This is a genomic window from Nitratireductor sp. GISD-1A_MAKvit (genome assembly GCF_040819555.1).
GTDB lineage: Bacteria > Pseudomonadota > Alphaproteobacteria > Rhizobiales > Rhizobiaceae > Nitratireductor.
The window spans coordinates 491,056-515,448 of record NZ_CP161920.1; the positions used below are offsets into that span (position 1 = coordinate 491,056).

The window sequence follows — 24,393 nt, forward strand, 5'->3', positions numbered from 1 at the left end:
GTCGATTTTCGGACAAAGCGACGTGTCCTCGCCGATTCCCCGAGACCACCGAGCCTGTCGCATGAAAGAGGGTCCTGCACATGTCTGCGAATGCACATGAGAAAGAGTTGGAGCGAGCCGCCGACACGCCACCATTCGTTCGCCGTTGGTTATTCTCGACCAATCACAAGGATATCGGAACACTCTATCTGATCTTCTCGATCCTTGCGGGCATTCTCGGCACTGCTTTGTCGGTCGCCATTCGCATGGAGTTGCAGGAGCCGGGCTTGCAGATATTTGCCGCCTCCGAAACCTTCAACGTGTTTGTAAGCGCCCACGGGCTCGTAATGATATTTTTCGTCATCATGCCGGCGCTCATCGGTGGCTTCGGCAACTGGTTCGTGCCGATCATGATTGGCGCGCCGGATATGGCCTTCCCGCGAATGAACAACATTTCGTTCTGGCTGCTTGTCGTCTCGTTCCTGCTTTTCCTCATGTCGCTGTTCGTGCCGGGTGCGCCCGGTTCGTTTGGCCATGGAGGCGGCTGGACGCTGTATCCGCCTTATTCCGTGTCCGGGCAGCCGGGACCGGCGGTCGATCTCGTCATTCTTGCGATCCACCTGTCGGGCGCTTCGTCGATCCTTGGGGCGATCAATTTCATCACGACGATCTTCAACATGCGAGCCCCGGGCATGACACTGCACAAGATGCCGCTTTTTGCATGGTCGATGCTGGTTACGGCATTCATGCTCCTGCTGGCGCTACCGGTGCTGGCAGGCGCCATTACCATGCTTCTGACCGACCGAAATTTCGGCACGGCTTTCTTCGATCCGGCAGGGGGTGGGGATCCAGTCCTCTACCAGCATCTGTTCTGGTTCTTCGGACATCCGGAAGTCTACATCATGATCCTTCCGGCATTCGGCATTATAAGCCACGTCATCGCGACCTTCGCCCGTAAGCCGATATTTGGTTATCTCGGCATGGCATACGCAATGGTGGCGATCGGCGCGATCGGCTTCGTGGTTTGGGCGCACCACATGTACACCTCTGGCATGTCTATCGACAGCCAACGCTATTTCGCTTTCGCATCGATGGTGATTGCGGTGCCGACCGGCGTGAAGGTCTTCTCCTGGCTTGCCACCATGTGGGGCGGCTCCATCACCTTCCGTGTGCCGATGTTGTGGGCGACCGGCTTCGTTCTTCTGTTCACGATCGGAGGTGTGACCGGCGTGGTTCTTGCCAGTCCCGGCGTCGACCGAATGTTGCATGACACCTACTATGTCGTTGCGCATTTTCACTATGTTCTGTCACTGGGTGCAGCATTCGCCATTTTCGCGGGCTGGTACTACTGGTTTCCGAAGATGACCGGTTACATGATGAATGAGACGCTTGGACGATTGCATTTCTGGCTCACCTTTATCGGCGTTAACCTTGTCTTCTTTCCGCAGCATTTTTTGGGCCTCGCCGGAATGCCTCGCCGCTATGCCGACTACCCCGAGGCCTTCGCCGGTTGGAACTACATCTCCTCGGTCGGATCTTATGTTTCAACGGCAGGTCTTCTGGTTTTTCTTTTCGCTGTAGGTGAAGCCTTTTCCCGCAAGCGCCCTGCCGGAGCCAAACCATGGGGCGCGGGAGCGACGACGCTCGAATGGACGCTGACCTCGCCGCCACCGTTTCATCAGTTTTCGTCGCTCCCGCGTATAATGTGACAGGAGGCATGAATGAACGAGGTTATGGATGGAGCAACCAGCCTGCCCGGGGTCATTCTGTTCTGGTTGTGGTGGGTTTTTCTAACGTTCCTCGAAGCTGCGACACGGGTCAAAGATACCGAAGATCAAACACAGCCGACACAAGCCATGGCAGATGCCGCAATCGAGGATGGGACGACCCACACTGGCATTGCCAGAATTCTGCGCTTCGATCCTGCATTCGACCTCGACATGTTTCTGTGCGGTGCGCGTCATGCCTACGAGACCATTGTGGACGCTTTTGCGGCGGGGGATATGGAGAAACTTGAACCTCTGGTTTCGAAAGAGGTTCTGGCTGTCTTCGCGGAAGACTACGTCGCGCGCACCAGTCGAGGAGAGAGTGTCGACCTCACTCTGATTAGCGTCGAAAGCATCGACATTGTGCAGATGAACGTGGCCGAGACTTCGATGGAAGTGACACTACGCTTCCACGCGCAAATCATCTGGGTCGAACGCAGCGCCGAAGGCCTGATCGTCAGTGGGAATCCTGCGGAAATAATCGACGTGGCCGAAACCTGGACGTTCGCCCGCCCCATCCCCGTCCCCGGTAAAGCATGGGTGCTCGTGGCCACCAGCGGTTGAACGGATCGGGAAGTGAGGGGCGGGTTCCGTCTGCGTGCTTCAGGCGCACCCACAGCCTCTTGAAACAATGGGTTGAGTAGCTAAATCTACTATATGTTCAACGTGTCTCTTTCATTGAAGATCAGGATGACGCCGCAAGCCCATGGGTTTGCCGGGGCGGCTTTGCGTTGATGTAAAGGCATCGGCTCTTTTCCGCTCCGGGTTCCTCGCACAGATTCCCAAAGGTGTTCTTCCGGGTCCTTCCGGTGTTGGAGAGAGACATGTTCATAAATGCCAAACCCCTGTTTTGCAGGCGGTGCGGTGGTTTTTCGCCGCGCGCAGCCATACGCTGTCTTCATTGCAAAACCCCAGTCAATGCTGCTGTTCGAACCTTGCGGCCCTTCTGGCAGGGATGCAAGCGATCCATGCGCAGGCACCAAACACATCGCTTCGACATGGTGCGGATGTGAACCGCCTTCCAGCCATATTGACCCGTATTGTGTTGCCGGTGCTGTGCGCGACGGCGGCGATTGCGTCATACATGTTGCATCCTCAGGCGCTGACATGGCTCGGTCTCGACGTGTCGGAGAAACCGATTCGTGTTCTAACGGGCGGGGCCGCCTATTTTTCGGCCGCCTGGCTGGGTGGCCGGCTCGTGGGCCTCGCACTGGAGCGCGCCGGTCGCAAACGTCGTCAGGTGCCAAAGCTTCTGCTTGAACTGGTTTCAGCGGCTCTTTTCATTGCCGCGACCATTGCAACCGTGATGCTGGTGATCGGCCAGAGCTGGAGCGGTGCCATCGCCGGTTCGGGCCTTGTGATCGCCGTCATCGGCTTTGCTTTGCGGAGCACGCTTGCCGATGTCTTTGCGGGGATTGCGGTCGGGCTGGAGGCCCCCTACCGGATAGGTGACTGGGTTTCAATCAACGATCGGACAAGAGGGCGGGTGATCGAAATCGGCTGGCGAACCACCCGGTTGTTCACACGCAACGACACCTATGTGATCCTTCCGAACAGTCAGATCGCCCAGCAGGCATTGACCAACTACAGTGCGCCCAATCGCAAGTATCGCGCGCAGGTTGAGGTCGTACTCAGTCATGAGCTTCCCGTTGCGGTGGCGCGGGAGTTGCTGACCGACGCGGCGGCCCGCTCGCCGATCATTGTCAATGTCCCGAAACCGGATGTGCGGGTCGCTTCCTACGATACCGAGGGCATCCGCTATCATGTTCGTTTCTGGGTGCCCAGTTTTGCGGATGATATCGATTGTCGTGACGCCATCTTCGGGCAAATCGACGCCGCGCTGCGCGATGGCGGCCCTGCCGCTACCGGCCACGGGGTTTCGGTTGTTGAGCGAACGCGAAACCGGGCGCGCGCCGCTACAGAAAATCGACGCCTGACCGTCGACTTTCAGGCGTCGTGGAGGGTTGCTGTTCGAACAGCGCAACTGCTGCCTGGCAGCAAAAAGACTGACATCGCCAACGCGCTCGATGCACGTGAGAGATCGAGCATCAGCGCGATTGGCGGTGGTTTTCACACACTGTTGTGGAGGGCGTTCTGGAGCTGTTGATGTTGGTGCTCTGAGTGGGCCTGGAACCGACATTCCTGCCGCAGTGCTTTGCGACACAACCGATATAAATAGGCTCTGCTCGGCTTTGATAAGGCTTGAGCGGCTCGCCCGGGATTATCGGATTGCCCACGCAACTTCGCAGTGCAGATAGCACAAATGAGGTCAGGATGATGTTTCTGGCAAGTGAATTGGATGTTCGTATCGCTCAGAACATGGTGATAACAGGCGGGACGAGGCGCTGCGAGCGCATGCCATGGGAGCGATCTGATACGGTGTCTTTGACCGCCAGCCTGACGGTTGCGCCGGAAAGCGCCATCTATCGTGTCACGCCGGGGGTGTCTCAATCGGCTTACCGGACTCAATCCGGTTCCGTGCGCGGATCGAGCGCCAGGGCAACCGACGAAGTATCAGGAAGTGGAACGAATTTTTCCCGGTCTGCTGCTGGCAAATCCCGGCCAGATTTGATGCTGAGCAAGACGAACAGGGCGTATAGGACTGCCAACGTGGATTCGAATAAGAAGAACGATGCCGGTCCGTGAAGCGACATGAGCGCCGCCGCGAGAAGCGGGCCGATGGTTGCGCCGATTGAATAGACCATCAAAAGGCGGCCGGATGCGGCAACGTAATATTTGCGTTCCAGTCGGTCGAAGGTTTGAGCGACGCAAAGCGGATAGACGCTGCTTATCGCACCCCCGAATGCCAAAGCCATGACGATAAGAACGGCTAGCGGGAGATCGCCGACAAGCGCGCTCGACAGTACCCCCCATGACGCGCCGACTGCGATCAACATACAGGACATGACAATTCGCCTGTCAAACTTGTCCGCCAACATGCCCACTGGAACCTGAAGACCCAGCCCGCCCAGCACGACGGTGCTCATGAATAGGGCCGTATCAGAAACGCTCAAGCCGATCTGGCGTGCGAAGACCACACCCAGGGCGTAGAACGATCCGACGAGGATGCCTGCGACGCCGGCTCCCGCCAGGCTGATCCACGATACCTCATACAGTCTTCGTACGCCGAGCACGCGCAGCTCACCCAAATTCGGCTCTCCAAGACGTGTCATGGCGATGGGGACAAGCGCCAGTCCGGTCAGTGCGGAGGCCAGCATCAGATGGTCGCTGGAGCCGTCCGGGGCCAAGTTGATCATTGTCTGTCCCGATGCAACCGCCAGGTAGAAGACCAACATGTAGGAGCCGAGGACGCGTCCCCTGGTCTCGTTGCTGCTGCGCTCATTGAGCCAGCTCTCAATTGCCGTGGTCATGCCCGCGATGCAAAAACCGTTGATCACCCGTAGGGTGATCCAGACGATAGGCGTCGGGAAGAAGCCGTAGGCAAGACAGATCGCGGCGGTCAATGCGGCGAATGCCGAGAAGGCTCGGATATGTCCAATTCGCATAATGACCCGTTTCGCGCGATAGCCGCCGAGCGCCAAGCCTAGATAATAAGACGCCATCACGACGCCTGTCAGACCCACCGGGTAATCTGCAGCCTCCATCCGTAGTGGTAAAACCACGCCAAGCAAGCCGTTCCCAGCCATGACGAGGATGGTGCCTCCCAAGAGGGACTTTACGGGAGTCAGCGATTCTACGAGGTTCCGGGACATCGTTTGAAAATGCTCTTGCCTGCGCCCGCATAATTGACGGACAGGTTGTCGCACCACCAGTATCAGAAACGAGCTTGTTCAGACAGTTGGCGGAAGAAGTGCCTCGCCCAAAACCGCTATTCAGGTATTTGCTGTCAATGAACACAAATCAGTTTTCGCGAAGATCCATCCGCATCCAGCCAGCGTCGTTTTGGGTCGCTTGGCCCGGCACCGCGAGTCCATGCAGATTGGGGAAACTGGCAAGCGTTCTGCGCAGACACGCAATGCGAGTTTGCTTCGCAGTCATACTTGCCAGCCCCTTGTGCAGAGCACAGATAAAGAAAATTCTCCTGTCGCGCCGTGAGCGACTGTATCATCATATCTAGGCAGCAGGTTTTACCACCTGCAGCCCAAAACCGGCCGGACTTTCCCGCGTGGCCCGTTCAGCGTAGCGATCCAGATGCGGCGGTGCAGCCCGACCTCCGTCATCTTCCCAGCGCGCCAGGCATTCCAAGCTGGGTTCGTGTGCATGGCCAATACGGGCTGCAGATTCGTACGTTTTCGGAAACAGTTCGCCGAAATGTTCATTGCGCATCATCGTGTCATCGATCCTTTCATGTTTGTCGTGGCGGCGGTTTGCCGGTCTGTTCGGGAATTGTATTCGCGCGTTTCGCGAGATCACGAAGCCGGAGAATTGCTCGACACGCTCTGGCGCTCGACCTCTCGTGATACCGGCCGCATTCTCAATTCGCGATCGTCGAAGTCGTTGACGATGCGGGGAATTTCGTTTCGCGAAACGCCAATATCATCGAGCAAACTGTCGTCCATGGCCCGCAGAGCCGCGATCATCCTGCGGCGTTGCCAGTTTCGAACGGCTTTTTGAGCCAACCTGCGCAACCTGCCAGATATTCCGTCTCTGTTTGACTGACCTAACCTGTGGGTCACGGGAGACAAGGAAATGTCGGGATTGGTGATTTCAGTGTGCATGACGCGTTCTCCAGAATGAGGAGGTTGAACCAACACGTTTGCGTCCTACCGTCGAGCCGTCCATTATTGGGCGGGACCCGGTCGTTCGGCATAAACGTTACTCTGATGATCGATGTTAGATCAGGAAGATCCCCGATGCGCAGACAGGCAACCGCCTTGTCCCGCTCGGGGTCACCGGCGGTTCAGATTATTTCCTGCAGGGAGCAGGAACCTCATGCGGAAACGGAACTTGGTCATGAGTCTTATGTGGGCTTGGCGGCACACCTTATCAAGTGCACAAGGTGTGCTGTGACGTTCTGGCCATCCGCTGTCGTCTGGAGGATTGCGAAAAACGAAGAAGCCTGAGCTCCTCCCTCAACGTTGGCCGGCTTTCCGCGTAAAGCACGTTACTCTCCGCACCCGCTGATCGCGTTGAGTTTGTTCGACGCGCCGGCAGTATATATCGGTTGGTGGTTTGCCGTCAGGGCCGGAACGCGGTCGCGATCCATTATACAACTCCATTCATTCTCGAATACCGGCGCGGGCCCTGCACTCCGGTCTCGTCGGCTTCACTGCCGACCTCGCCCGTCAGACGGTGGCGCACAACGTGACGATCAACAATCTCCTGCCTGGTGTCTTCGACAGCGACGCGCAACGCGAACACATTCGCGGCATGCTTGCCGACACCGGCAAGACCTTTGACAAACTGTGGGAGGAGCGCGTGCGGTCCAACCCTGCCGACCGATATGGCCGTACGGAAGAGACCGGTGCTTATTTCGCCTTCTTGTGTGGTGCGCATGCCGGTTACATCACCGGGCAAAACCTGCTGATTGATGGCGGTGGCCGCCCGGGCACAATTTAGGCAAGATCTTCTACCGCCTGTGCGAAGGCGGATCCTGACGGAAAAAGAGGACGCACTGCAGCACGAGGAGACCGCAATGCGCCGGTCCTCTCATTCTGCTGTCACGCGTTTCCACAAATGGCTTTTGACGGATGTCCTGTCGAGAACCGCCCCCAGCCCCGGCAGGTTTCCAAGGCCCATCTTGCCGTCTTTGACATTGTCTTCCCAGGGGTTTTCGAGAATTGGCCTGTAGTCAGGCTCTTTCGCGTAGTCGGGAAAGCACTCGAGAACCATGAAGTTGGGAATGCATGCGGAAAGCTGTGCGGAGATCGCGGTGGCAAGGGTGCTGCCGTAATTGTGTGGAGCGACACGCGCATTGTATATCTCCGCCAGCGCTGCAATTTTCTTGCCTTCCATGAGGCCGCCCGTGTTGCAAAGATCAGGCTGGACAATCGATACCGCTCCGGTTTCCAGCAATAAGTGGAACCCGTAACGCGTGTAGATGCGTTCCCCCGCCGCCAGCGGAATGGAAGTCGCGCGTCCCACCCCGGCGAGCGCGCCGGGCAGCGCGGGATCGACCGGCTCCTCCACGAAACAGACATTGAACGGTTCCAGCCGCCGCATCAGCGGCAGCAACTGATCGGTGGTGAGGCCGCCTCCGAAATCGAGCATGATGGCCGTGTCTTCACCGACCGCGGCACGAAGCTTTTCGACACGATCGATGACAAGAGCGGCTTCGCCCTGGCGCAGGGTGCGGCGTGCCGGGTGGCGAATGACCGTAATGGGGTCTGCCATGCCGAGCGGATAGAACTTCAGCCCGCGATAGCCGCGTTCGACAGTGCGCAGACCCGCCTCTGCAAACTCGCTGCCGCTGTTGCAGCCGAGCCACCAGCCATTGGCGTAGACCCCGAGCTCGGTCTCGACGGGGCCTCCGAGCAGTGAATAAACCGGAACACCGAGCGCCTTGCCCTTGATGTCCCAAAGCGCGTGGTCGATGGCGCTGAGACCGGCCATCGAAATTGCGCCACCGCCCTTGGTCCAGAACCCCTGATCGTAAATGTCGTTCCAGATCAGCTCAACGGGCGAAGGGTCGCGACCGATCACCAGGCGTTCGAGCATCGCTGCCAGCATTTCGGCTGCCGCCGTCGTGCCGAGGCCATAGGCGATGCCCGCTTCGCCCAGCCCCATGATGCCTTCATCCGTCTCCAGCTCCAGAATGACGGCGCGGCGAAAGCCCGTGGGGACAACATAGATATTGGCAGCGGTGATTTTCATGACACTTCCAGACAGATTGCTTGCGCCCGACTGTCCGATGTCGCGGCCGGCTTCACAATGGAATTGTGGTCAGAGGCCTGTGCCCGGGTGGAATAGGCAGGAGCCCGGAATGTCATCCCAGCATCTTGGCGAGCGCGCGCTCTTCCTGCTCCATCTCTGCGATAAGCCAGTCACGCACCATCTCGACAACGGGCCGGATTGCGCGCTGACTTGACGATACAAGATGATAGCTGCGGTCGGTGAGAATGACCCTGTCGCTGGCGCTGACCAGCATGCCGTCGATGACGAGACGCGAAACCACCGAGGTCCATCCGAGCGCCAGCCCCTGACCGCTGAGGGCGGCCTGAAGCACGACGGAATAATCGGAAAAGGAAAGCTGATTCCACGTGGCGGGAATTCGTCTGCCCGCTTCCGAAGCGAATTCCTGCCATCCGAACCAGTGGTCGGGCAGATTGATCAGCGTGTGCGGCGAAACCGGCGCATCGAAGGACCCGCGCTCGCGCACATAGCCCGGTGCACCAATGGCAAGAACCCGCTCTGGGGCGAACCAGCCACCAAGCTTGCGCGCATCGTCCCCCACAGCAACGCGCAGTCCCAGATCGCAATTGTGGAGCGGGCCGCCCACACTTCCCGGCAGAAGCTGAAACTGGAGATCGGTGTTGGGAAATTCTTCCCTGAAACTGCTGTAGCGTGGCATTAGCCAATGGGTCGCCATGCCTGAGGAGATCGACAGCATCACCACTTCTCGGGTTCCGTCGCGGCCCTCGATCTCGTCCAGAACATCCTCAATGGAGTGAAAGGCGCGGGTGGTGACACGGCTGAGTTTTTTGCCGGCTTCTGTGAGCGTGAGATTTGGCCCTGACCGTATGAAAAGCTTCTCGCCGATATGTTTCTCGAGTGACGCCACAGCGTGGCTCACGGCCGGTTGCGTGATGTTCAATTCGTCCGCAGCCTTCGAGAAATTCGAATGCCGGGCAGCGACTTCGAAAACAAACAGAGTGCTGGGTGAGGGAAGGTGGCGACGCAGTACCATAAAAACAGCTTATACTGAGGATGAATCTTTTCAACCTGTTTGATCGTTATGTTCCATGGCAACGTGGCACCCAACTGATCGCAAGAGCGGCAACAAATAATAAGCGGAACGCCATGCTTGCGCACGATGGGACCGTCGCCGGGCTTTATTTCCGAGAAAAGAGTAGAAGGTCCGGCAATGGGTTTGGACACGCAACGGCTGCGAGCGGAGACACCGGGCTGCAGAGCTGAACTGGTTCATTTCAACAATGCGGGCGCCAGCCTCATGCCGCAGCCGGTCATTGAGGCGGTGGAGCATCACTGGGCCGAGGAGATCATGTCGGGGGGCTATGAAGCTGCCGAAAGGCACGCCGGCAAATTGCAGGAAACCTACCATGCCGTGGCGCGGCTTGTCGGGGGAGCGGCAGACGAAGTCTCCTTCTTCGACAATGCCACCCGCGCCTGGCAGGCTGCCTTCTTTGCCATGGACTGGCAGTCGGGCGACCAGCTGATCACCGGCCAGTCGGAATACAACTCCAACATGATTGCCTTTCGCCATGCCGAAGAGCGTTTGGGGATCGAGATCATTCTCGCTCCAGACACGCCAGAGGGGGTGGTGGATGTGGTGGCCCTCGAAGGGCTGATCACCGATCGTACGCGGCTTATCGCCATCTCGCACATGCCGACCAATGATGGTCTGATCAACCCGGCACGAGAGATAGGTGCGGTTGCGCGCAGGCACGGCGTACTGTTCTTGCTGGATGCGTGCCAGTCGGTAGGACAGATGCCGATCGACGTGAAGGCGCTGGGCTGCACGATGCTTTCGGCAACAGGGCGAAAATATCTTCGGGGTCCGCGCGGGACGGGGTTTTTATGGGTCGACGGCAGGGCGCTGGATGCGCTTCGGCCCCATGCGCTCGACATCCAGTCGGCGCAATGGACGGATGTGGATCGATTCCAGATGGCAGCGGGTTCCCGGCGCTTTGAACTCTGGGAACGCAATGTCGCGACCCAGCTGGGGCCTCGGCGCCGCATGCCAGTATGCGCTGGAGATCGGCGTTGAGAACATCTGGCACCATGTTCGGGGCCTTGCGGCCGGGATGCGCGGAATGCTGGCGGAACTGCCAGGCATGACCGTTCAGGACCGTGGCGTGGAGAAGAGCGGGATCGTGACGTTTTTTCACGAATCCGTGCCGGCCGAGGTTCTGGTGGGTGCGTTGCGCGACGAGTTTGGCATCAACACCTCGGTTTCCAACACCCAGTTGACCCGCAGGGCGCTGCGCGCCCGGGGCGTGACGTCACTGGTGAGAGCCTCGGTACATGCCTACAACACGCCGGAAGAGATAGAGCGGCTTGGAGCATCGCTGATGGCTCTGGCCGACGGGAAACGGAATTACAGGGAATTGAACGCAGGTCAGCCGGTTTGATCCGACCTGCTTCGGGGAACGACAAAACAGAGAAAAAGAGGAGAACGGCCATGACTTTCAAGCCGACAAGACGAACAGTGCTTACCGGGATGGGGATTGCCGGTGTAGCCGGCCTGTGTGCCCCCGGACTGATCCGCCCCGCCCGTGCGGCGAGCGGCGAACTCAACATCTGGGCCTATGACGGATTCATTACCGGCGCCTTCCGCAAGCGGTTTGAGGACGAGACCGGCATCCGCCTGAACATCCGCACCGTCACCGATCAGGGTGAGCAGTTCAACCTGATGGCTGCGGAGGATGGCAAGTTCAGCGCCGATATCGTGACCTGCGCCGGGCATCGTTTCTACCAGTTCATCGATGCAGGCTTCCTTGCGCCCATCGACCGCGCAAAGCTCGGCAACTGGAGCAGGATCGAGGATGAATATGCGAGCGCATCATGGGTCTCGCGTTCGGGCGAGCAGTGGGGTGTGCCGCTCGTGGTGGTCTCCACCGGTCTTCTCTACAACACCGAGGAGATCGAAGCGCCGGAAAGCTGGGATGTGATGTTCAACGAGGCCAATGCCGGGCGCACGGCCTATCAGATCCAAGATTTCTTCCAGATCGCCATGAATTATCTGGGCTATGACGGTTCGGCCGCTTCCTACATGAACACGCCGGAAGTGGCGCAGCGCGCGGTCGACGCGACACGGGATTTCCTCATCGAGCACAAGCACATGGTGCGGCGATACTATGAAGCGGCGACCGAGATCCAGCAGATGATGGTGACGGGCGACGTGGCGCTGGCGCAGGCGGGTTCTGGCCCCTCCTCGCAGCTGATCATTGACGGTTTCCCGGCAGCCTACACGATCCCCAGGGAAGGCGGTCTGGCCTATGCCTATGGCTTCAACATCACCAAGGATGCGGCCAATATGGACAACGCCTACACCTTCCTGAACGCACTGTTGGCGGATGCGGAAAATGGTGCGGAGATCGTGCGATCCACGGGCCTCTCCTCCACCATCAAGGGCACCGAAGCGCTGTTGACGGATCAGGAGAAAGAGGCGCTGGCGCTGAGCGCAGAGGAACGCAGCCGCCTTTCCTGGGTGGATGTGGAAACGGCGCCCTTCATCTTCGATCTGATCGACAAGGCGGCAGAAGAAATCCGCGCCGCCTGATCAGCGCCAAAGAACAGCCGGCTGCCTTTCTGGCGGCCGGCATCGAAGACGAAAACGAGTATTCATGACCCGCCTGCTCATTCATCTGCGACGGTTCTCCGTCTATCGCGGCCTGACCGATCTCTACGCCCGCTCACCACTGGCGCGGCTGTTGATCGTCAGCATCGTGCCGCTTCTGTGGATCCTCGGCACGACGGTTGCGCCGCTGGCGCAGATGGTGCTTGTGAGCTTTTATGAAAGCTTTCCTGTGCGCGACGGTGAGACCGCACGCTGGACGCTGGCAAATTATGCGAGTTTCTTCGAGCGCCCGCTATACCTCACGGCGTTCGTGCGCTCCTTCGTCTTTGCCACCGTCGTGACGTTTCTGACGTTGCTCGTTGTCTTTCCCATCGCCTATTACATCGCCAAGGTGGCACCGAGTGGCCGCCGCACAAGGCTTTTGCTGCTGGTCATCGCTCCCTTCTGGGTGAGCGAAATCATTCGCAGCTTTGCCTGGATCGTGATGCTCGCCAATCGCGGCGCGGTGAATTCGTTTCTCTCCTTCATCGGCATCCCCGGCACGCCGGTGGAACTGCTCTACAACAATGTTTCGCTGACCATCGGCGTCATCTATCTCACTTCGCTGTACATGCTCCTGCCGCTCTATGCGGCGCTGGAAAAGATCGATGACAACGTTCTGGAGGCGGCGGCCAATCTCGGCGCGCCCGGGTGGCGGCGCTTCCTGCGCATCGTTCTGCCTCTGTCGCGCGACGGCGTGGTGGCCGGCTGCTCGCTCGTGTTTTTGTTGGTGATAGGGCTCTACGCCATGCCGCAGCTCCTGGGCGGACCGGGCAACACGCTTTTTGCAACAACGATCGGCCAGATTTTCGCCAAGGCCGGGGCCTCCTGGCCACAGGGTAGCGCCTTCAGCATCATCCTGACAGGAACGGCACTCGCCTATGTCGGATTGTTCGTGGCGATCTTCCAGCGGCGCGGCCGGGGGAGGGCATGAGCATGAAACTGCGCAATCTCGCCCTGCCCGGCCTCTTCTGGCTGTTTGTCGCCTATCTCTTTCTGCCGCTTCTCGTCATGGGGGCGATGGGCTTTCGCGATTCCAACTTCGTCGCCTTTCCGATCCATAGCTGGACCACCAAATGGTATGCCGAGGTGCTGGTCGACCGGGATGCCATGGAAGCGCTTTGGCTTTCGGCCAGGGTGGCCGTCTTCTCCACGGTGATATCGGTCGCAGTGGGCCTGCCGGTTGCCTTTGCAGTTGCCCGGACGTCCGGAATAGCGCGCGGTCTGCTGATAGCGCTCATTCTGTTGCCGGCATTCCTGCCGGTTGTGGTGTCCGCGATTTCGCTGCGCATTTTTATCGGCCGGATCGGCCTCGAAACGGGAACGGCGGCGATAGCGTTCGGCCATGCGGTTGGTTCCGTGCCCTTCGTCGTGATCATGGTCCTGACCCGTCTCAACACGATGGGCCGCAACATGGCCGATGCGGCGCGCAATCTGGGGGCCGACGATCTCATCATTCTCGTGCGCATCGTGCTGCCCTACCTGTCGCCGGCGCTGCTTGGCGCCTTCATGTTCTGCCTGCTGCTTTCGTTCGAGGATTTCGTGCGCTCGTTCTTCCTCGGCGGGTTCGAGCAGACCTTCCCGGTTCTCTTGTTTGCCCGGCTGCGCTTCGGTTTCGATCCCGGCCTTGCCGCCATCTCGACAATCGTCCTCATCGCCACGACCGGCTTCGGGCTCTATGCCGAACGCTTTGTCCGAAAACGCAGCCTGCGCAGCGAAACCTCCCTGACTTCCGGTGCCAAGAATGACTGATCCCGCAACCGCCATCGAACTGAAGAACATCTGCAAGGCCTATGGGGCGCTGCGGGTCATCGACGATGTTTCGCTCACGATTGAGCGGGGCGTGTTCATCACCCTGCTGGGGCCGTCCGGCTGCGGGAAGTCCACGCTGCTGCGCTCCATTGTCGGCCTCGCAGAACCGGACAGCGGCACCATTCTGGTTGACGGAAAGGACATCACCAGTGCAGCGGCGCACAACCGTCCGGTGAAGATGGTGTTTCAGGATTACGCGCTCTTTCCGCACATGACCGTGGCGCAGAACATCGGGTTCGGTTGCGAAATGCAGGGCATGGAGAAGAGCGCCATTGCGCGCCGCGCTACCGAGCTTCTGGAGCTGATCCGTCTGCCCGGCATCGCCAATCGCTATCCCGATGCGCTTTCTGGCGGACAGAGACAGCGTGTTGCGCTGGCCCGTGCGCTCGCGCCCGATCCGGCGGCACTGCTGCTTGATGAGCCGCTCGGCGCGCTCGATCTGAAACTGCGGCAGGACATGCAGCGTGAACTCAAGGCCATCCAGCGGCGCACGGGCAAGACATTCGTTTTCGTCACCCATGACCAGCAGGAAGCCATGTCCATGTCGGATCTGGTGGCTGTGATGAACAAGGGCAAAATCGAACAGCTCGACAGTCCCGAAAACATCTACGCCAACCCCGCGACTCTCTTCATCGCCGACTTTGTTGGCGCGACCAACCTCTTCAAGGCGAAGGTCGAGGCGATGGAAGGCGAGGACCTCGTGCTGGCGGTGGGCGATGCACGCTGGTGCGTTCCCATGGCGCGCGTGACATCGCAAGGCAAGCCGGCAGTGGGCGGCGCCGTGTCGGTGGTGATCCGCCCGGAGGCTTTCGACATCGGAGCAGGCCAACGAATGGACGATATCACCCTCTCAGGCCGTGTGATCGACCAGACTTATCTGGGCGACAGGGTGCATCTGAATGTCGAGACGGCGGATGGGGCATCACTGCTTGTCGATGCCCGGCCACCGGTGCCTGCCCGATCGAGCGCAGACATCACGCTGCGCTGTCGGCCCGACAATCTCGCAATCATCGCCGAATGAACGGCGCAAGAAACAAACTGAGTGTGAACTGGAGATGTTCTGATGGAAATGATCGATGCCAAGCGCGTGCACGAACTGCTGGATTACGAAGGCCTGTTCGCTGCGCTTGAAGCTGCGCACAGGGGCGGCATGCCCAAACAGTCCGACCGACTGATCTATCAGGAGCCGAACCCGCAGGGCCAGCCGGACATCTTCATCATCCTGCCGGCCTGGGAGCCGCAGGAAGGCATTCTGGCAAAGCTGGTGACCTCCTTCCCCAACAACAAGGCCCGGCACAATCTGCCGACCGTGAACTCGATCTATGTCTTCATCAATGCCGACACCGGTGTTGCCGAGGCGGTGATCGACGGCGAGGCGGTGATCTTCCGCAAGACCTCATCGGATTCGGCCTTTGGCTCGAAGCTTCTTTCGCGTGAGGATGCAGAAAATTTCCTGATGATCGGCGCTGGCGGGCTGGCACCCTTTCTCGTCAAGGCTCATCTCGCGGCCCGACCGAACCTCAAGCGTGTCACGCTCTGGAACCGCACCACGGCCAACGCCGAAGCACTTGCAAAGACGCTCGCTGCAGAAGGGATCGAAGCGGAGGTCGCTTCCGACCTCGACGCGGCGGTGAGTGAGGCCGACATCATCTCAAGCGCCACCATGGCCAACGAGCCGCATCTGAAGGGCAAGCTCCTGAAGCCCGGCGCACATGTGGATCTTGTCGGCTCCTTCACACCGGAGATGCGTGAAGCCGACGACGATGTTCTCAAACGCGCTTCGATCTTTGTGGACCACCGCCAGACCACAACGCGCTCCGGCGAGTTTCTCGGCCCGTTCGAGCGCGGCATCATCACGCCAGACGATGTGCGCGGCGATCTCTTCGAGTTGTGCCAGAGCAAGGTGAAGGGCCGCCAGTCGGCGGACGAAATCACTATGATGAAAAACGGCGGCGGCAGCCATATCGACTATTACGTCGCCAAATATCTCATGGATCGGCATCACGGCCGGCCGTTCTCGACACGCTGTTCGAGCTGATCCCGTGGCGGCGGCCAATGCGCCGCCGCCGCATTCTGACTGATGATCGTGAGGTGAAGACAGGGGGAGTGTCATGGAACTGCCGCGACGTTTGATCCCTTCCGTTTCCGGCCTGATTGCCTTTGAGGCGACGGCCAGACATCTGAGCTTTTCGCAGGCCGCCAAGGATCTCTCGCTCTCGCAGGGCGCCGTTTCAAAACGGGTGCGGCAGCTGGAACAGATGCTTGGTGTGGCACTTCTCGCCCGCAACAATCATCAGGTTCACCTGACAGAAATGGGGCGGCGTTATCTTCCCCAGGTCCGCACTCTTCTGGGGCAACTGGAGAGTTCTACACGTGCGCTGATGCAGGGGGCGGATGGCAAGGCCGTCATCACCATCGCGGCACCGGTCGGTCTTGCTGCCTGCTGGCTTGTGTCGCGCCTTGGCGCTTTCCAGAACCGCAATCCCGGCCTCAACATCAATCTCGTTACATCGAAGCCGCTACTGGAAGCCGATGACGAAGCAGTGGACTGCGCCATCGTGCAGGGCATGCCGCAATGGGGGGGCGGCGCATGCACGCCCCTTTTCGAGGAGGAGCTGCTGCCGGTGGCGAGCCCGCATTTCATGCGCACGAGGCGGCCCAACTCTCCCGAGGTTCTGCACGAGTGTACGCTCCTTCACCTGATGGACCAGCCAGACCTGTGGGTTGAGTGGTTTCAACAGGCCGGATGTGCCCGGCCGGGTATGCCCCGGGGGCCGCAGTTCGACCAGTTCCCACTTCTGATCATGGCTGCAATGCATGGCCAGGGCGCGGCGATCGTTCCCCGTTTCATGATCGAGCGGGAGCTTGAGGCGGGGGATCTGGTGGTGCTTTTCGATGTGCCGCTGCGCAGCCGCAGGGCCTATCACTTCGTGACGCCGGCACGGTCGGCGAGCGACCGGAATGTACTCGCCCTGCGCAACTGGATCATGGACTGTGTGGCAAGCGACGCAGGCTGCAGCGAAGCAGCCTGAGAGCGCCCGCCGTTCTTGTCTGCCTGCCTTGCCTGCCCACCTTGCCTGCCCACCTTGCCTGAACGGCACTGCCCTATTCCAAAAAGCGATTTGAGTGCTCCTTCTGGCAAGGGCAGACTTTCTTCGGGAAGCGCGGCAATCCGGATACCTGTCCAGCGAAGATGGGGGCGGATGATCAGCCGGGCGACAATCTGAGGAGAACACGCATGCCCGGTAAACTGAGGAAAGTTCTTTATGCCAGTGCCCTTGCCGTCACAGCCATTGCGGCCAGTGGGACAGGCGCGTCCGCAAAAGAAGACATCAGCTTTCTTGTGGTCGATTACGATGCGCCCGGAATGGGCGACTGGTGGCAGCTTCTGGTTTCCACCTACGAAGAAAAGACCGGCAACAAGGTTGTTCCGCGCAACACGCCGGCAAGCGAGTATTACGAGCAATTGCTCATCCAGGCCGCCAGCGGCACCGGCGCAGACATTCTGACCGTCAATCCAAACAACATCGGAGAGCTTCTGGCCGCCGGCCAGCTCATGCCACTGACAGAGTTTCTCGAAAGTTCCGGGGTGAAGGACCAGATCGTCGAAGGCGGTTTCGATGCGCTGACGGTGGATGGCGAAATCTACGCCCTGCCGATCACCGGTCGCACGCTCGAACTGATTTACAACGCCTGCTATCTGAAGGAAGCCGGGTTCGAGCATCCGCCCAAGACCCCGCAGGAATTCCTCGATTACGCGAAGAAGCTGACGGTTAAGGACGATTCGGGGCGCGTCACGCGGTATGGCGCGAACATGGTCAATGCCAACGAAGATCCCACCTATGAGATGCTTCTCATGTGGAGCATCGCCAATGGCGGTTCGTTTGCCGATGCGGAAGGCAATTTTACGCTTGATTCCGAGCCTGTGATTGCCGGCCTGAAGCAGATGAAGGCGCTGTATGACGCTGGCGTTGTTCCCAAGGGAATGACGGAGACAGACCAGCGCTCGCTGTTTGCCACCGGCGGGACCGCCATGACCATTGACGGGCAATGGCAGTTTCCCTTCATCGAGAAGAACAACCCGGACAATTTCGACTGCTACAAATCGGCGCTTCACCCCTGGGACGGGCCGGGCACCGGTGGTGTGAACATGGCGCTGGCGGTCAATGCAGCAACTGCAAATCCGGACGCCGCCAAAGCCTTCATCGAGACAGCCGCGAGTGCGGAAATGCAGTCCACCTTCTCCGATCACAGCCCATACATCCCCTATGGGGTGAACGCGCTGACCGACGCGCAGAAGGAAGCGCGCCCCTATCTGGAACCCTGGATCAAGAGCAGCGGAAATGCGCACCCGGTGGCCATTCCCGGCCACGCCGACCAGTTCAACGAGATATGGCCGATTGTCGTCGATGCGGTTCTCCTGACCCTCAGGGATGGAAAGCCCGCCGAGGAGAGCCTGGCGGAAGCGCAGGCGAAGCTTGAAGACTGCTGCGCCCGATAGGCGCGGCAGATCGTGAGAATGCAGTCTTCGGATAACAAGAGAAAGGGCGGGCGACTGGTCGGCAAGGGCAGCGCTCTCGCCACTTTCCTGACAGAGGGAGGGGGCTTCCTTCTGATTATGCTCCTGCCCGCCCTGCTGGTCCTGGGGTTCGTGATCGGCCTGCCGATGCTGAAAGCGCTTGTGCTCAGCTTCGACACGATCAATTTCCGCAGGCCCGCAGCGGCGGGCACTTTTGGTTTTCACAATTACGAGAAGCTTCTGTTCGATGCGCAGGTCTGGAATTCTGTCTGGAGATCGGCGCTTTATATGGGTGGCACGGTGGTGGGGTCGATCGTGCTGGCACTCTCGGCCGCATTGCTGACGCGGCGTATCGTGCGGTTCCGGGCGCTGGCGCGTCTCACCTTTCTCATCCCGTGGACGGTTCCAGCCGTGGTTACCGCGCTGGTCTGGGGGGTGATGTATGAAGGCAATTTCGGTGTCATCAACCGGCTTCTGGAGCCTCTGCCCTTCATCGGGCGGGTCGACTGGCTGATTGACCGTCAGACCGCATTGCCGGCATTGATACTGGCGCAGGTCTGGAACGAGTTTCCGGTCGCCTACATCTTCTTTCTGGCAGGGCTGCACTCCATTCCGGACGAACTCTACGAGGCCGCGCAGATCGACCGGGCAAGTGCCTTCAATCAATTCCGCTACATCACGCTTCCGCAACTCAGAACGATTACGGCGGTTATCGTCATTCTGCTTATGATCATGGGGTTCAAGTCGTTTCCCATCATTTTCATTCTGACCGGTGGCGGGCCGGCAGGAGCAACCGAGACCATGACCGTGCTCACCTACAACACTGCCTTCCGCAAGCTCGATTTCTCCTATGCGGCCACGCTCGGCATTCTTGCGGTGCTGATTTCGCTGGCCATGGTGCTTGCCTATCTGCGCGTGATGAAAAGGGCTGAAAACGGCTCTGGCGGAGCTGTCTGACGATGGCAAGGGCGACTGGAAAATCCATCGGAACCGAGGTTCTGCGTGCAGCAGCGCTGGTGCTGTTGGGCATGGTGGTGCTGTTTCCCGTCTACTGGATGGCGGTTATCGCGCTGACACCGACCGGGTTCAGCCGCAGCCTTTCAGGTCTTTTCCCCGAGCAGATCACGCTGGAGAACTTCGTGCTTCTCTTTTCGGAGCGTCCGATGCTGCGCTGGATAGGCAACAGCATCTTTGTCGCCTCTGCATCGTCGTTTCTTTCGCTTGCCTTCGGGGCTTCCTGTGGCTACGCGCTGAGCCGCATCCGGTTTCGCGGGTCGGGCCTGATCCTGATTCTGGTTCTCGCCACACAGATGATGCCGGCGACCAGCATCGTGGTGCCGCTCTACATTCTGTTCCGCGATTTCGGTCTTCTCGACACGATGCAGGGAATGGTGCTCGGTCACATATCGCTCGTTGCTCCCCTGGCCATCTGGATGAGCAAGGGTTTTTTTGACAGCATCCCTGCCGATCTTGAAGGGGCAGCGCGGATCGACGGCTGTTCTCGCCTTTCCGCCTATTGGCATGTGACCCTGCCTCTGGCGTTGCCCGGACTTGCCGCCATCTTCATCTATGGTTTCGTGACAAGCTGGCACGATTTCCTGTTTGCCAAGACGCTTATCAACTCGCAGTCGCTCTGGACGGCGGCCACGGGAATCTCGTCCTTCAGGGGCGAGTATTTCACCCTGCACGAATTGCAGATGGCCGCAGCCCTCGTCTTCGCGTTTCCGGTCATCATCGTCTTTCTGGTCATGCAAAGACGCATCGTTTCCGGCGCGCTGGCTGGCAGCGTGCGCTGAGCGAAAACACCCCTCGGAGGAAGCAATGGCGACCGTTTCATTCTCGACAGTGGTCAAGAAATACGGAGAGGCAGCGGTCATACATGGGGCCGATATCGATATCGCAGATGGCGAGTTCGTGGTTTTCGTCGGACCATCGGGCTGCGGAAAATCCACCCTCCTGCGCATGCTGGCGGGGCTGGAAAGCATCTCTGGCGGAGAGATCCTCATAGGGGGTGAGCCGGTTGGCCACCTTCCACCAAAGGATCGCGATGTCGCCATGGTGTTTCAGAACTATGCGCTATACCCGCATATGACGGTCGCGCAGAATATCGGGTTCCCCCTGAAGATGGCCGGGATGGCACGGGCCGAGCGCGCCCCGAAAGTGGCTGAAGCTGCAGCGCTTCTTGGGCTGGAAAACATGCTTGAGCGATATCCGCGCCAGCTCTCGGGCGGGCAGCGCCAGCGTGTGGCAATGGGCCGTGCGATCGTGCGCCAGCCCGCCGTGTTTCTGTTCGATGAGCCTTTGTCCAATCTGGATGCTGCCCTGCGGGTGCAGATGCGCCGGGAAATCAAGCTGCTCCACCAGCGGCTCGGTTCGACGATGATCTTTGTTACCCACGATCAGGTGGAGGCGATGACCATGGCGGACCGGATCGTCGTTCTGCGAAATGGGCGGGTTGAACAGGTTGGGACACCGGATGAGATCTACCAGAGGCCGCAAAACACTTTCGTCGCCGGATTCATCGGCGCACCGCCCATGAACCTGATCCAGGGATCCGTTGCGATGTCGCAAAATGGCCCTGTCTTCATACCGGAGGCGGATCCGGAACTGGGTATTTCCTTGCCGGATGGCGCGCAACAGCTCTCCAGCACATCATTTCTGGGTATCCGCCCCGAACATTGTGCCGTTGTTGGCAGTGGAGTGGCCAAGAGCCTGCAGGCGCGGGTCACCTTCGTGGAACGCAGCGGTCCCGAAACCCACATGACCATGGCGCTTGGCTCAAACCAGAAGGTCTCGATCATTGCGGCTGGTTGGGAAGAGCGCAGATACGCCACGGGTGAATTGGTCCAGATGGGGTTGCCAGCCGAAGCGCTGTGCCTGTTCGACGCAAACGGTCGCTGCATTCTCGGAGCGCAGGGAGTGACCCCGAAACCCACGAGCGTACAGGCGCATTCCTGAAGCCCTTGCCACCTCCGGTTTCGGTGCCTACCCTTCGCGCAAGGCGGAGTGGTTCTCATGGTTTTGGCGCGGTCTGCAGTGTGGGCCTGGACTTTCGCAATCGTCATCTACTTCGTGCTCGGCACGATTGCGGTGCGCGCGGAAGAGACTGCCGAAAAGCTGGGCAGGGCGACCCCGGTCGCCTCGATCTGCCGACTCATAAAGGCAGAATCCAAGAAGCACGGCCTTGCCCCGGAGTTCCTGGCACGACTTTTGTGGAAGGAAAGCCGTTTTGACCCGAACGCGGTCAGCCCGAAGGGTGCGGAAGGCGTGGCCCAGTTCATGCCGGGTACGGCCTTGCTACGCGGGCTTGACGATGCCTTCGACCTCCAGAAGGCGATACCCGCCTCTGCAGCCTATCTCGCTGAGCTGAGAAAGAAATTCGGCAATCTCGGTCTTGCGGCAGCGGCCTACAACGCGGGAGAGGCGAGGGTGGCACGCTGGCTTGCCAGAGGTGGATTTCTGCCGCTCGAAACCGAAAACTACGTGATGGCAATCCTCGGTGCGCCGGTCGATACATTTTCGGACCGCAGGCCGGTGGCGAAGGTTTCTCCGCTCGATCCGCACAAGCCATTCGAAGCGGCCTGTCTTGAATTGCCGGTCTCCGCACGGTCGGTCGCATCCATGTCCGGCGTTCACAGACAGCCCTGGGGTGTTCAGCTTGCGGGGCATTTTCGAAGAGATGTCGCGATCCGGCTCTGGCAGAAGGTCCTGCGTCGCCATCGGGGGCTTCTCAAGGATTATGAGCCGGCTGTGACGCGCATAAGATCGGCACGGGGCAGGCGCGGCATATTTGCCGTTCGTCTCGGGGCGGCAAGTCGCTCCGAGGCGGTGGCGGTATGCAGTCGGTTTCGGCGCTCCGGACTGCCTTGCGTCGTTCTGCGCAACAGATGATGTGCCATTGCATTGTATGGTGTGAGGCGCGCAGGGACAAAGCATGCGAGAAAATCGAAACGAAGAGGGCCCGGATGGTTGTCCGGGCCCTCGTCAAATGTATTTCACGAGCTTTTAGCTATCGTTGGAGGCTGTACGGCTCACAAGCTCGGGGCGGCCATCGGCGCCAACAACATAGATTTCGCGATAATCCTTGCCGTTCGAAGTAAACTGGTGCTGAAGAACGGAGCCGGCTGGCGTTTTGTCGAGCGTCTGCTGAGAAGGACCATCAAAAGTGATGCTTCCCTTGATCGGCTCAATTGCAAAAGCCGGAGCGGCAACAAAAGAAGAAATAACGACTGCGGAAAGAACTTTTCTCATTTTCAATACTCCTGAGAATTTCAAATAAGTGCGTCGCATTACCGTCATCGACTGGGTGATACGACTTTTCGCTTGGGTGTATTCCCTTGCTGGTTCCTCATCTAGTGAGCCGCGGCCCGTTTCGTCAGATCTCGGATCCGAAACAGATCGTTCACAAAAGCTGGAATGTTACGATCTCTCCTGGCCCCGGGTGGAAGCTCGCTGGCGCTGTCGTCGCAAAGCATCCCCAGATGGTGTTATTCTGGACATTCGTATTGACACATAAACAGATGTTCAATAAGCCTCGGTGTGAGGAAACGTCCATCTGGGAGAGTGGTCAGAAATGTCTGCCAATGTTGCGCTTACCGGTCTTGCCCGGGATCTCGAAGATCGGGCCAAATCCGGCAAGCCGATCCGTATCGGCCTTGTGGGGTCGGGCGAAATGGGCACCGATATCGTCACCCGTGTTGCACATATGCCGGGTATTGAAATCGGCGCCATTTCGGAGCTGAACCTGCCTGCGGCCAGCCGTGCCGTCGATATTGCCTATCAGGAAGAGGGGCACGCGAAAGAGGCTGACACGCAGTCGGCCATGACCGCGGCCATGGAAGCCGGCAAGGTGGCCGTGACCAACAATGCCGATCTCCTTTTGGAAAATGACCTGATCGATGTCGTGATCGATGCGACCGGTGTTCCTGCCGTAGGCGCAGAGATCGGCCTTCGTGCGATGGAGCACGGCAAGCACCTCGTCATGATGAATGTCGAGGCTGACGTCACCATCGGCGCCTATCTGAAGAGCGAAGCCGACCGGCTGGGTGTCACCTATTCGCTGGGTGCCGGCGACGAGCCGTCTTCCTGCATGGAGCTGATCGAGTTTGTCTCGGCCATGGGGCATCCCATCGTCGCTGCCGGCAAGGGCAAGAACAACCCGCTCAACATCGATGCGATCCCGGACGACTATGCTGAGGAAGCCGCGCGCCGCAACATGAATGTGCGCATGCTGGTGGAGTTCGTCGACGGTTCCAAGACCATGGTCGAGATGGCCGCCATTGCCAACGCCACGGGTCTCGTTCCCGACAAGCCGGGCATGCATGGTCCCAAGGCGACGCTGGACGAACTGTCCTCCGTGCTGGTGCCGGAGAAGGATGGCGGCGTGCTGTCGCGCGTCGGCGTGGTGGATTACTCCATCGGCAAGGGTGTTGCGCCCGGCGTCTTCGTCGTCGCCGACATGTCGCATCCGCGCGTTTCGGAGCGCATGGAAGATCTGAAGATGGGCAAGGGCCCTTACTTCACCTTCCATCGTCCCTATCATCTGACCTCGCTGGAAGTGCCGCTCACCTGCGCCCGCGTCGTCCTTTACGGCAAGCCGGACATGGTGCCGCTGGACAAGCCGGTGGCGGAAGTCTGCGCCGTTGCCAAGAAAGACATGCAGCCGGGCGACACGCTCGATGCGATTGGTGAATACTGCTACCGCGCGTGGGTCATGACGGTGCCGGAAGCACGCGCTTCCAAGGCGATACCCTGCGGTCTTCTTCAGGGCGGCACGGTCACCAAGCCCATCAAGAAGGGCGAACTCATCACGTCCGACAACGCTGCACCGCCGGCCGGTTCCAAGATCGCCGAGCTGCGCGCGCGTCAGGACAAGCTCGTTTACGGCTAGACAGGAG

24 protein-coding genes are annotated in these 24,393 nt (G+C 59.5%); 18 read left to right on the forward strand and 6 right to left on the reverse strand.

Annotation, left to right across the window (positions count from 1 at the left end; translation table 11 throughout):
- The first annotated feature begins 80 nt into the window (after window positions 1-80).
- From ctaD to AB2N04_RS03615, 3 genes are all read left to right on the forward strand, one after another.
- A complete protein-coding gene (gene ctaD, locus AB2N04_RS03605; RefSeq protein ID WP_367717105.1) occupies window positions 81-1,688 on the forward strand; it encodes a cytochrome c oxidase subunit I in 1,608 nt (535 codons plus the stop codon).
- A 12-nt stretch (window positions 1,689-1,700) separates the two neighbouring features.
- A complete protein-coding gene (locus AB2N04_RS03610; RefSeq protein ID WP_367717106.1) occupies window positions 1,701-2,309 on the forward strand; it encodes a Tim44/TimA family putative adaptor protein in 609 nt (202 codons plus the stop codon).
- Window positions 2,310-2,829: 520 nt separating this feature from the next.
- Window positions 2,830-3,852, forward strand: coding sequence for a mechanosensitive ion channel family protein (locus AB2N04_RS03615; protein WP_367717107.1), 1,023 nt, complete (start codon window positions 2,830-2,832; stop codon window positions 3,850-3,852).
- Window positions 3,853-4,210: 358 nt separating this feature from the next.
- Here AB2N04_RS03615 and AB2N04_RS03620 read toward each other — a convergent pair whose 3' ends face one another.
- The 3 genes from AB2N04_RS03620 to AB2N04_RS03630 form a co-directional block, all read right to left on the reverse strand.
- Window positions 4,211-5,458, reverse strand: coding sequence for an MFS transporter (locus AB2N04_RS03620; RefSeq protein ID WP_367717109.1), 1,248 nt, complete (start codon window positions 5,456-5,458; stop codon window positions 4,211-4,213).
- A 361-nt stretch (window positions 5,459-5,819) separates the two neighbouring features.
- Window positions 5,820-6,035 (reverse strand): hypothetical protein, encoded by a 216-nt coding sequence (locus tag AB2N04_RS03625; protein WP_367717110.1) that lies wholly within the window; start codon window positions 6,033-6,035, stop codon window positions 5,820-5,822.
- An 80-nt stretch (window positions 6,036-6,115) separates the two neighbouring features.
- Window positions 6,116-6,424 (reverse strand): DUF1127 domain-containing protein, encoded by a 309-nt coding sequence (locus AB2N04_RS03630; protein ID WP_367717112.1) that lies wholly within the window; start codon window positions 6,422-6,424, stop codon window positions 6,116-6,118.
- A gap of 454 nt (window positions 6,425-6,878) precedes the next feature.
- Here AB2N04_RS03630 and AB2N04_RS03635 point away from each other — a divergent pair, with 454 nt between their 5' ends.
- Window positions 6,879-7,265, forward strand: coding sequence for an SDR family oxidoreductase (locus AB2N04_RS03635; protein ID WP_367717113.1), 387 nt, complete (start codon window positions 6,879-6,881; stop codon window positions 7,263-7,265).
- A 90-nt stretch (window positions 7,266-7,355) separates the two neighbouring features.
- On the opposite strand, the gene AB2N04_RS03640 is transcribed toward AB2N04_RS03635, so the two are convergent.
- Both AB2N04_RS03640 and AB2N04_RS03645 read right to left on the reverse strand, forming a co-directional pair.
- Window positions 7,356-8,519: a mandelate racemase/muconate lactonizing enzyme family protein gene (locus tag AB2N04_RS03640; RefSeq protein ID WP_367717115.1), complete on the reverse strand. Its 1,164-nt coding sequence runs from the start codon at window positions 8,517-8,519 to the stop codon at window positions 7,356-7,358.
- A 112-nt stretch (window positions 8,520-8,631) separates the two neighbouring features.
- The gene (locus AB2N04_RS03645) at window positions 8,632-9,552 is read right to left on the reverse strand and encodes a LysR family transcriptional regulator (protein ID WP_367717117.1); all 921 of its coding nucleotides are present in this window, start codon (window positions 9,550-9,552) and stop codon (window positions 8,632-8,634) included.
- A gap of 177 nt (window positions 9,553-9,729) precedes the next feature.
- Here AB2N04_RS03645 and AB2N04_RS03650 point away from each other — a divergent pair, with 177 nt between their 5' ends.
- The 13 genes from AB2N04_RS03650 (at window position 9,730) to AB2N04_RS03710 (ending at window position 22,387) form a co-directional block, all read left to right on the forward strand.
- Entirely contained in the window at window positions 9,730-10,593 is an 864-nt protein-coding gene (locus AB2N04_RS03650) for an aminotransferase class V-fold PLP-dependent enzyme (RefSeq protein WP_367717119.1), read from the forward strand.
- Window positions 10,532-10,957: an aminotransferase class V-fold PLP-dependent enzyme gene (locus AB2N04_RS03655; RefSeq protein WP_367717121.1), complete on the forward strand. Its 426-nt coding sequence runs from the start codon at window positions 10,532-10,534 to the stop codon at window positions 10,955-10,957. The genes AB2N04_RS03650 and AB2N04_RS03655 overlap by 62 nt, the downstream gene beginning before the upstream one ends.
- A 50-nt stretch (window positions 10,958-11,007) precedes the next feature.
- Complete coding sequence (locus AB2N04_RS03660) at window positions 11,008-12,108, forward strand: PotD/PotF family extracellular solute-binding protein (protein ID WP_367717123.1); 1,101 nt, start codon at window positions 11,008-11,010, stop codon at window positions 12,106-12,108.
- Window positions 12,109-12,172: 64 nt separating this feature from the next.
- Window positions 12,173-13,099, forward strand: coding sequence for an ABC transporter permease (locus AB2N04_RS03665; protein ID WP_367717125.1), 927 nt, complete (start codon window positions 12,173-12,175; stop codon window positions 13,097-13,099).
- Window positions 13,096-13,917, forward strand: coding sequence for an ABC transporter permease (locus AB2N04_RS03670; protein ID WP_367717127.1), 822 nt, complete (start codon window positions 13,096-13,098; stop codon window positions 13,915-13,917). Before AB2N04_RS03665 ends, AB2N04_RS03670 begins: the two co-directional genes overlap by 4 nt.
- Complete coding sequence (locus AB2N04_RS03675) at window positions 13,910-14,998, forward strand: ABC transporter ATP-binding protein (protein WP_367717128.1); 1,089 nt, start codon at window positions 13,910-13,912, stop codon at window positions 14,996-14,998. The genes AB2N04_RS03670 and AB2N04_RS03675 overlap by 8 nt, the downstream gene beginning before the upstream one ends.
- Before the next feature lie 42 nt (window positions 14,999-15,040).
- A complete protein-coding gene (locus AB2N04_RS03680) occupies window positions 15,041-16,015 on the forward strand; it encodes an ornithine cyclodeaminase family protein (RefSeq protein ID WP_367717129.1) in 975 nt (324 codons plus the stop codon).
- Between the two features lie 73 nt (window positions 16,016-16,088).
- Entirely contained in the window at window positions 16,089-17,009 is a 921-nt protein-coding gene (locus AB2N04_RS03685; protein ID WP_367717130.1) for a LysR substrate-binding domain-containing protein, read from the forward strand.
- A 206-nt stretch (window positions 17,010-17,215) separates the two neighbouring features.
- Window positions 17,216-18,478, forward strand: a complete 1,263-nt coding sequence (locus tag AB2N04_RS03690) for a sugar ABC transporter substrate-binding protein (protein WP_367717131.1) — start codon at window positions 17,216-17,218, stop codon at window positions 18,476-18,478.
- Window positions 18,479-18,496: 18 nt separating this feature from the next.
- Window positions 18,497-19,453 carry a carbohydrate ABC transporter permease gene (locus AB2N04_RS03695; protein WP_367717133.1) on the forward strand — a complete coding sequence of 319 codons (957 nt, stop codon included), beginning with the start codon at window positions 18,497-18,499 and terminating at the stop codon, window positions 19,451-19,453.
- Window positions 19,454-19,455: 2 nt separating this feature from the next.
- A complete protein-coding gene (locus AB2N04_RS03700; protein ID WP_367717134.1) occupies window positions 19,456-20,292 on the forward strand; it encodes a carbohydrate ABC transporter permease in 837 nt (278 codons plus the stop codon).
- Between the two features lie 25 nt (window positions 20,293-20,317).
- Entirely contained in the window at window positions 20,318-21,454 is a 1,137-nt protein-coding gene (locus AB2N04_RS03705; protein ID WP_367717136.1) for an ABC transporter ATP-binding protein, read from the forward strand.
- A 57-nt stretch (window positions 21,455-21,511) separates the two neighbouring features.
- On the forward strand, window positions 21,512-22,387 hold the full coding sequence (locus tag AB2N04_RS03710; protein ID WP_367717138.1) for a lytic transglycosylase domain-containing protein: 876 nt from the start codon (window positions 21,512-21,514) through the stop codon (window positions 22,385-22,387).
- Window positions 22,388-22,501: 114 nt separating this feature from the next.
- On the opposite strand, the gene AB2N04_RS03715 is transcribed toward AB2N04_RS03710, so the two are convergent.
- Entirely contained in the window at window positions 22,502-22,747 is a 246-nt protein-coding gene (locus AB2N04_RS03715) for a hypothetical protein (RefSeq protein ID WP_367717140.1), read from the reverse strand.
- A gap of 322 nt (window positions 22,748-23,069) precedes the next feature.
- Here AB2N04_RS03715 and AB2N04_RS03720 point away from each other — a divergent pair, with 322 nt between their 5' ends.
- Window positions 23,070-24,386: an NAD(P)H-dependent oxidoreductase gene (locus AB2N04_RS03720; RefSeq protein ID WP_367717142.1), complete on the forward strand. Its 1,317-nt coding sequence runs from the start codon at window positions 23,070-23,072 to the stop codon at window positions 24,384-24,386.
- Window positions 24,387-24,393: the final 7 nt, after the last annotated feature.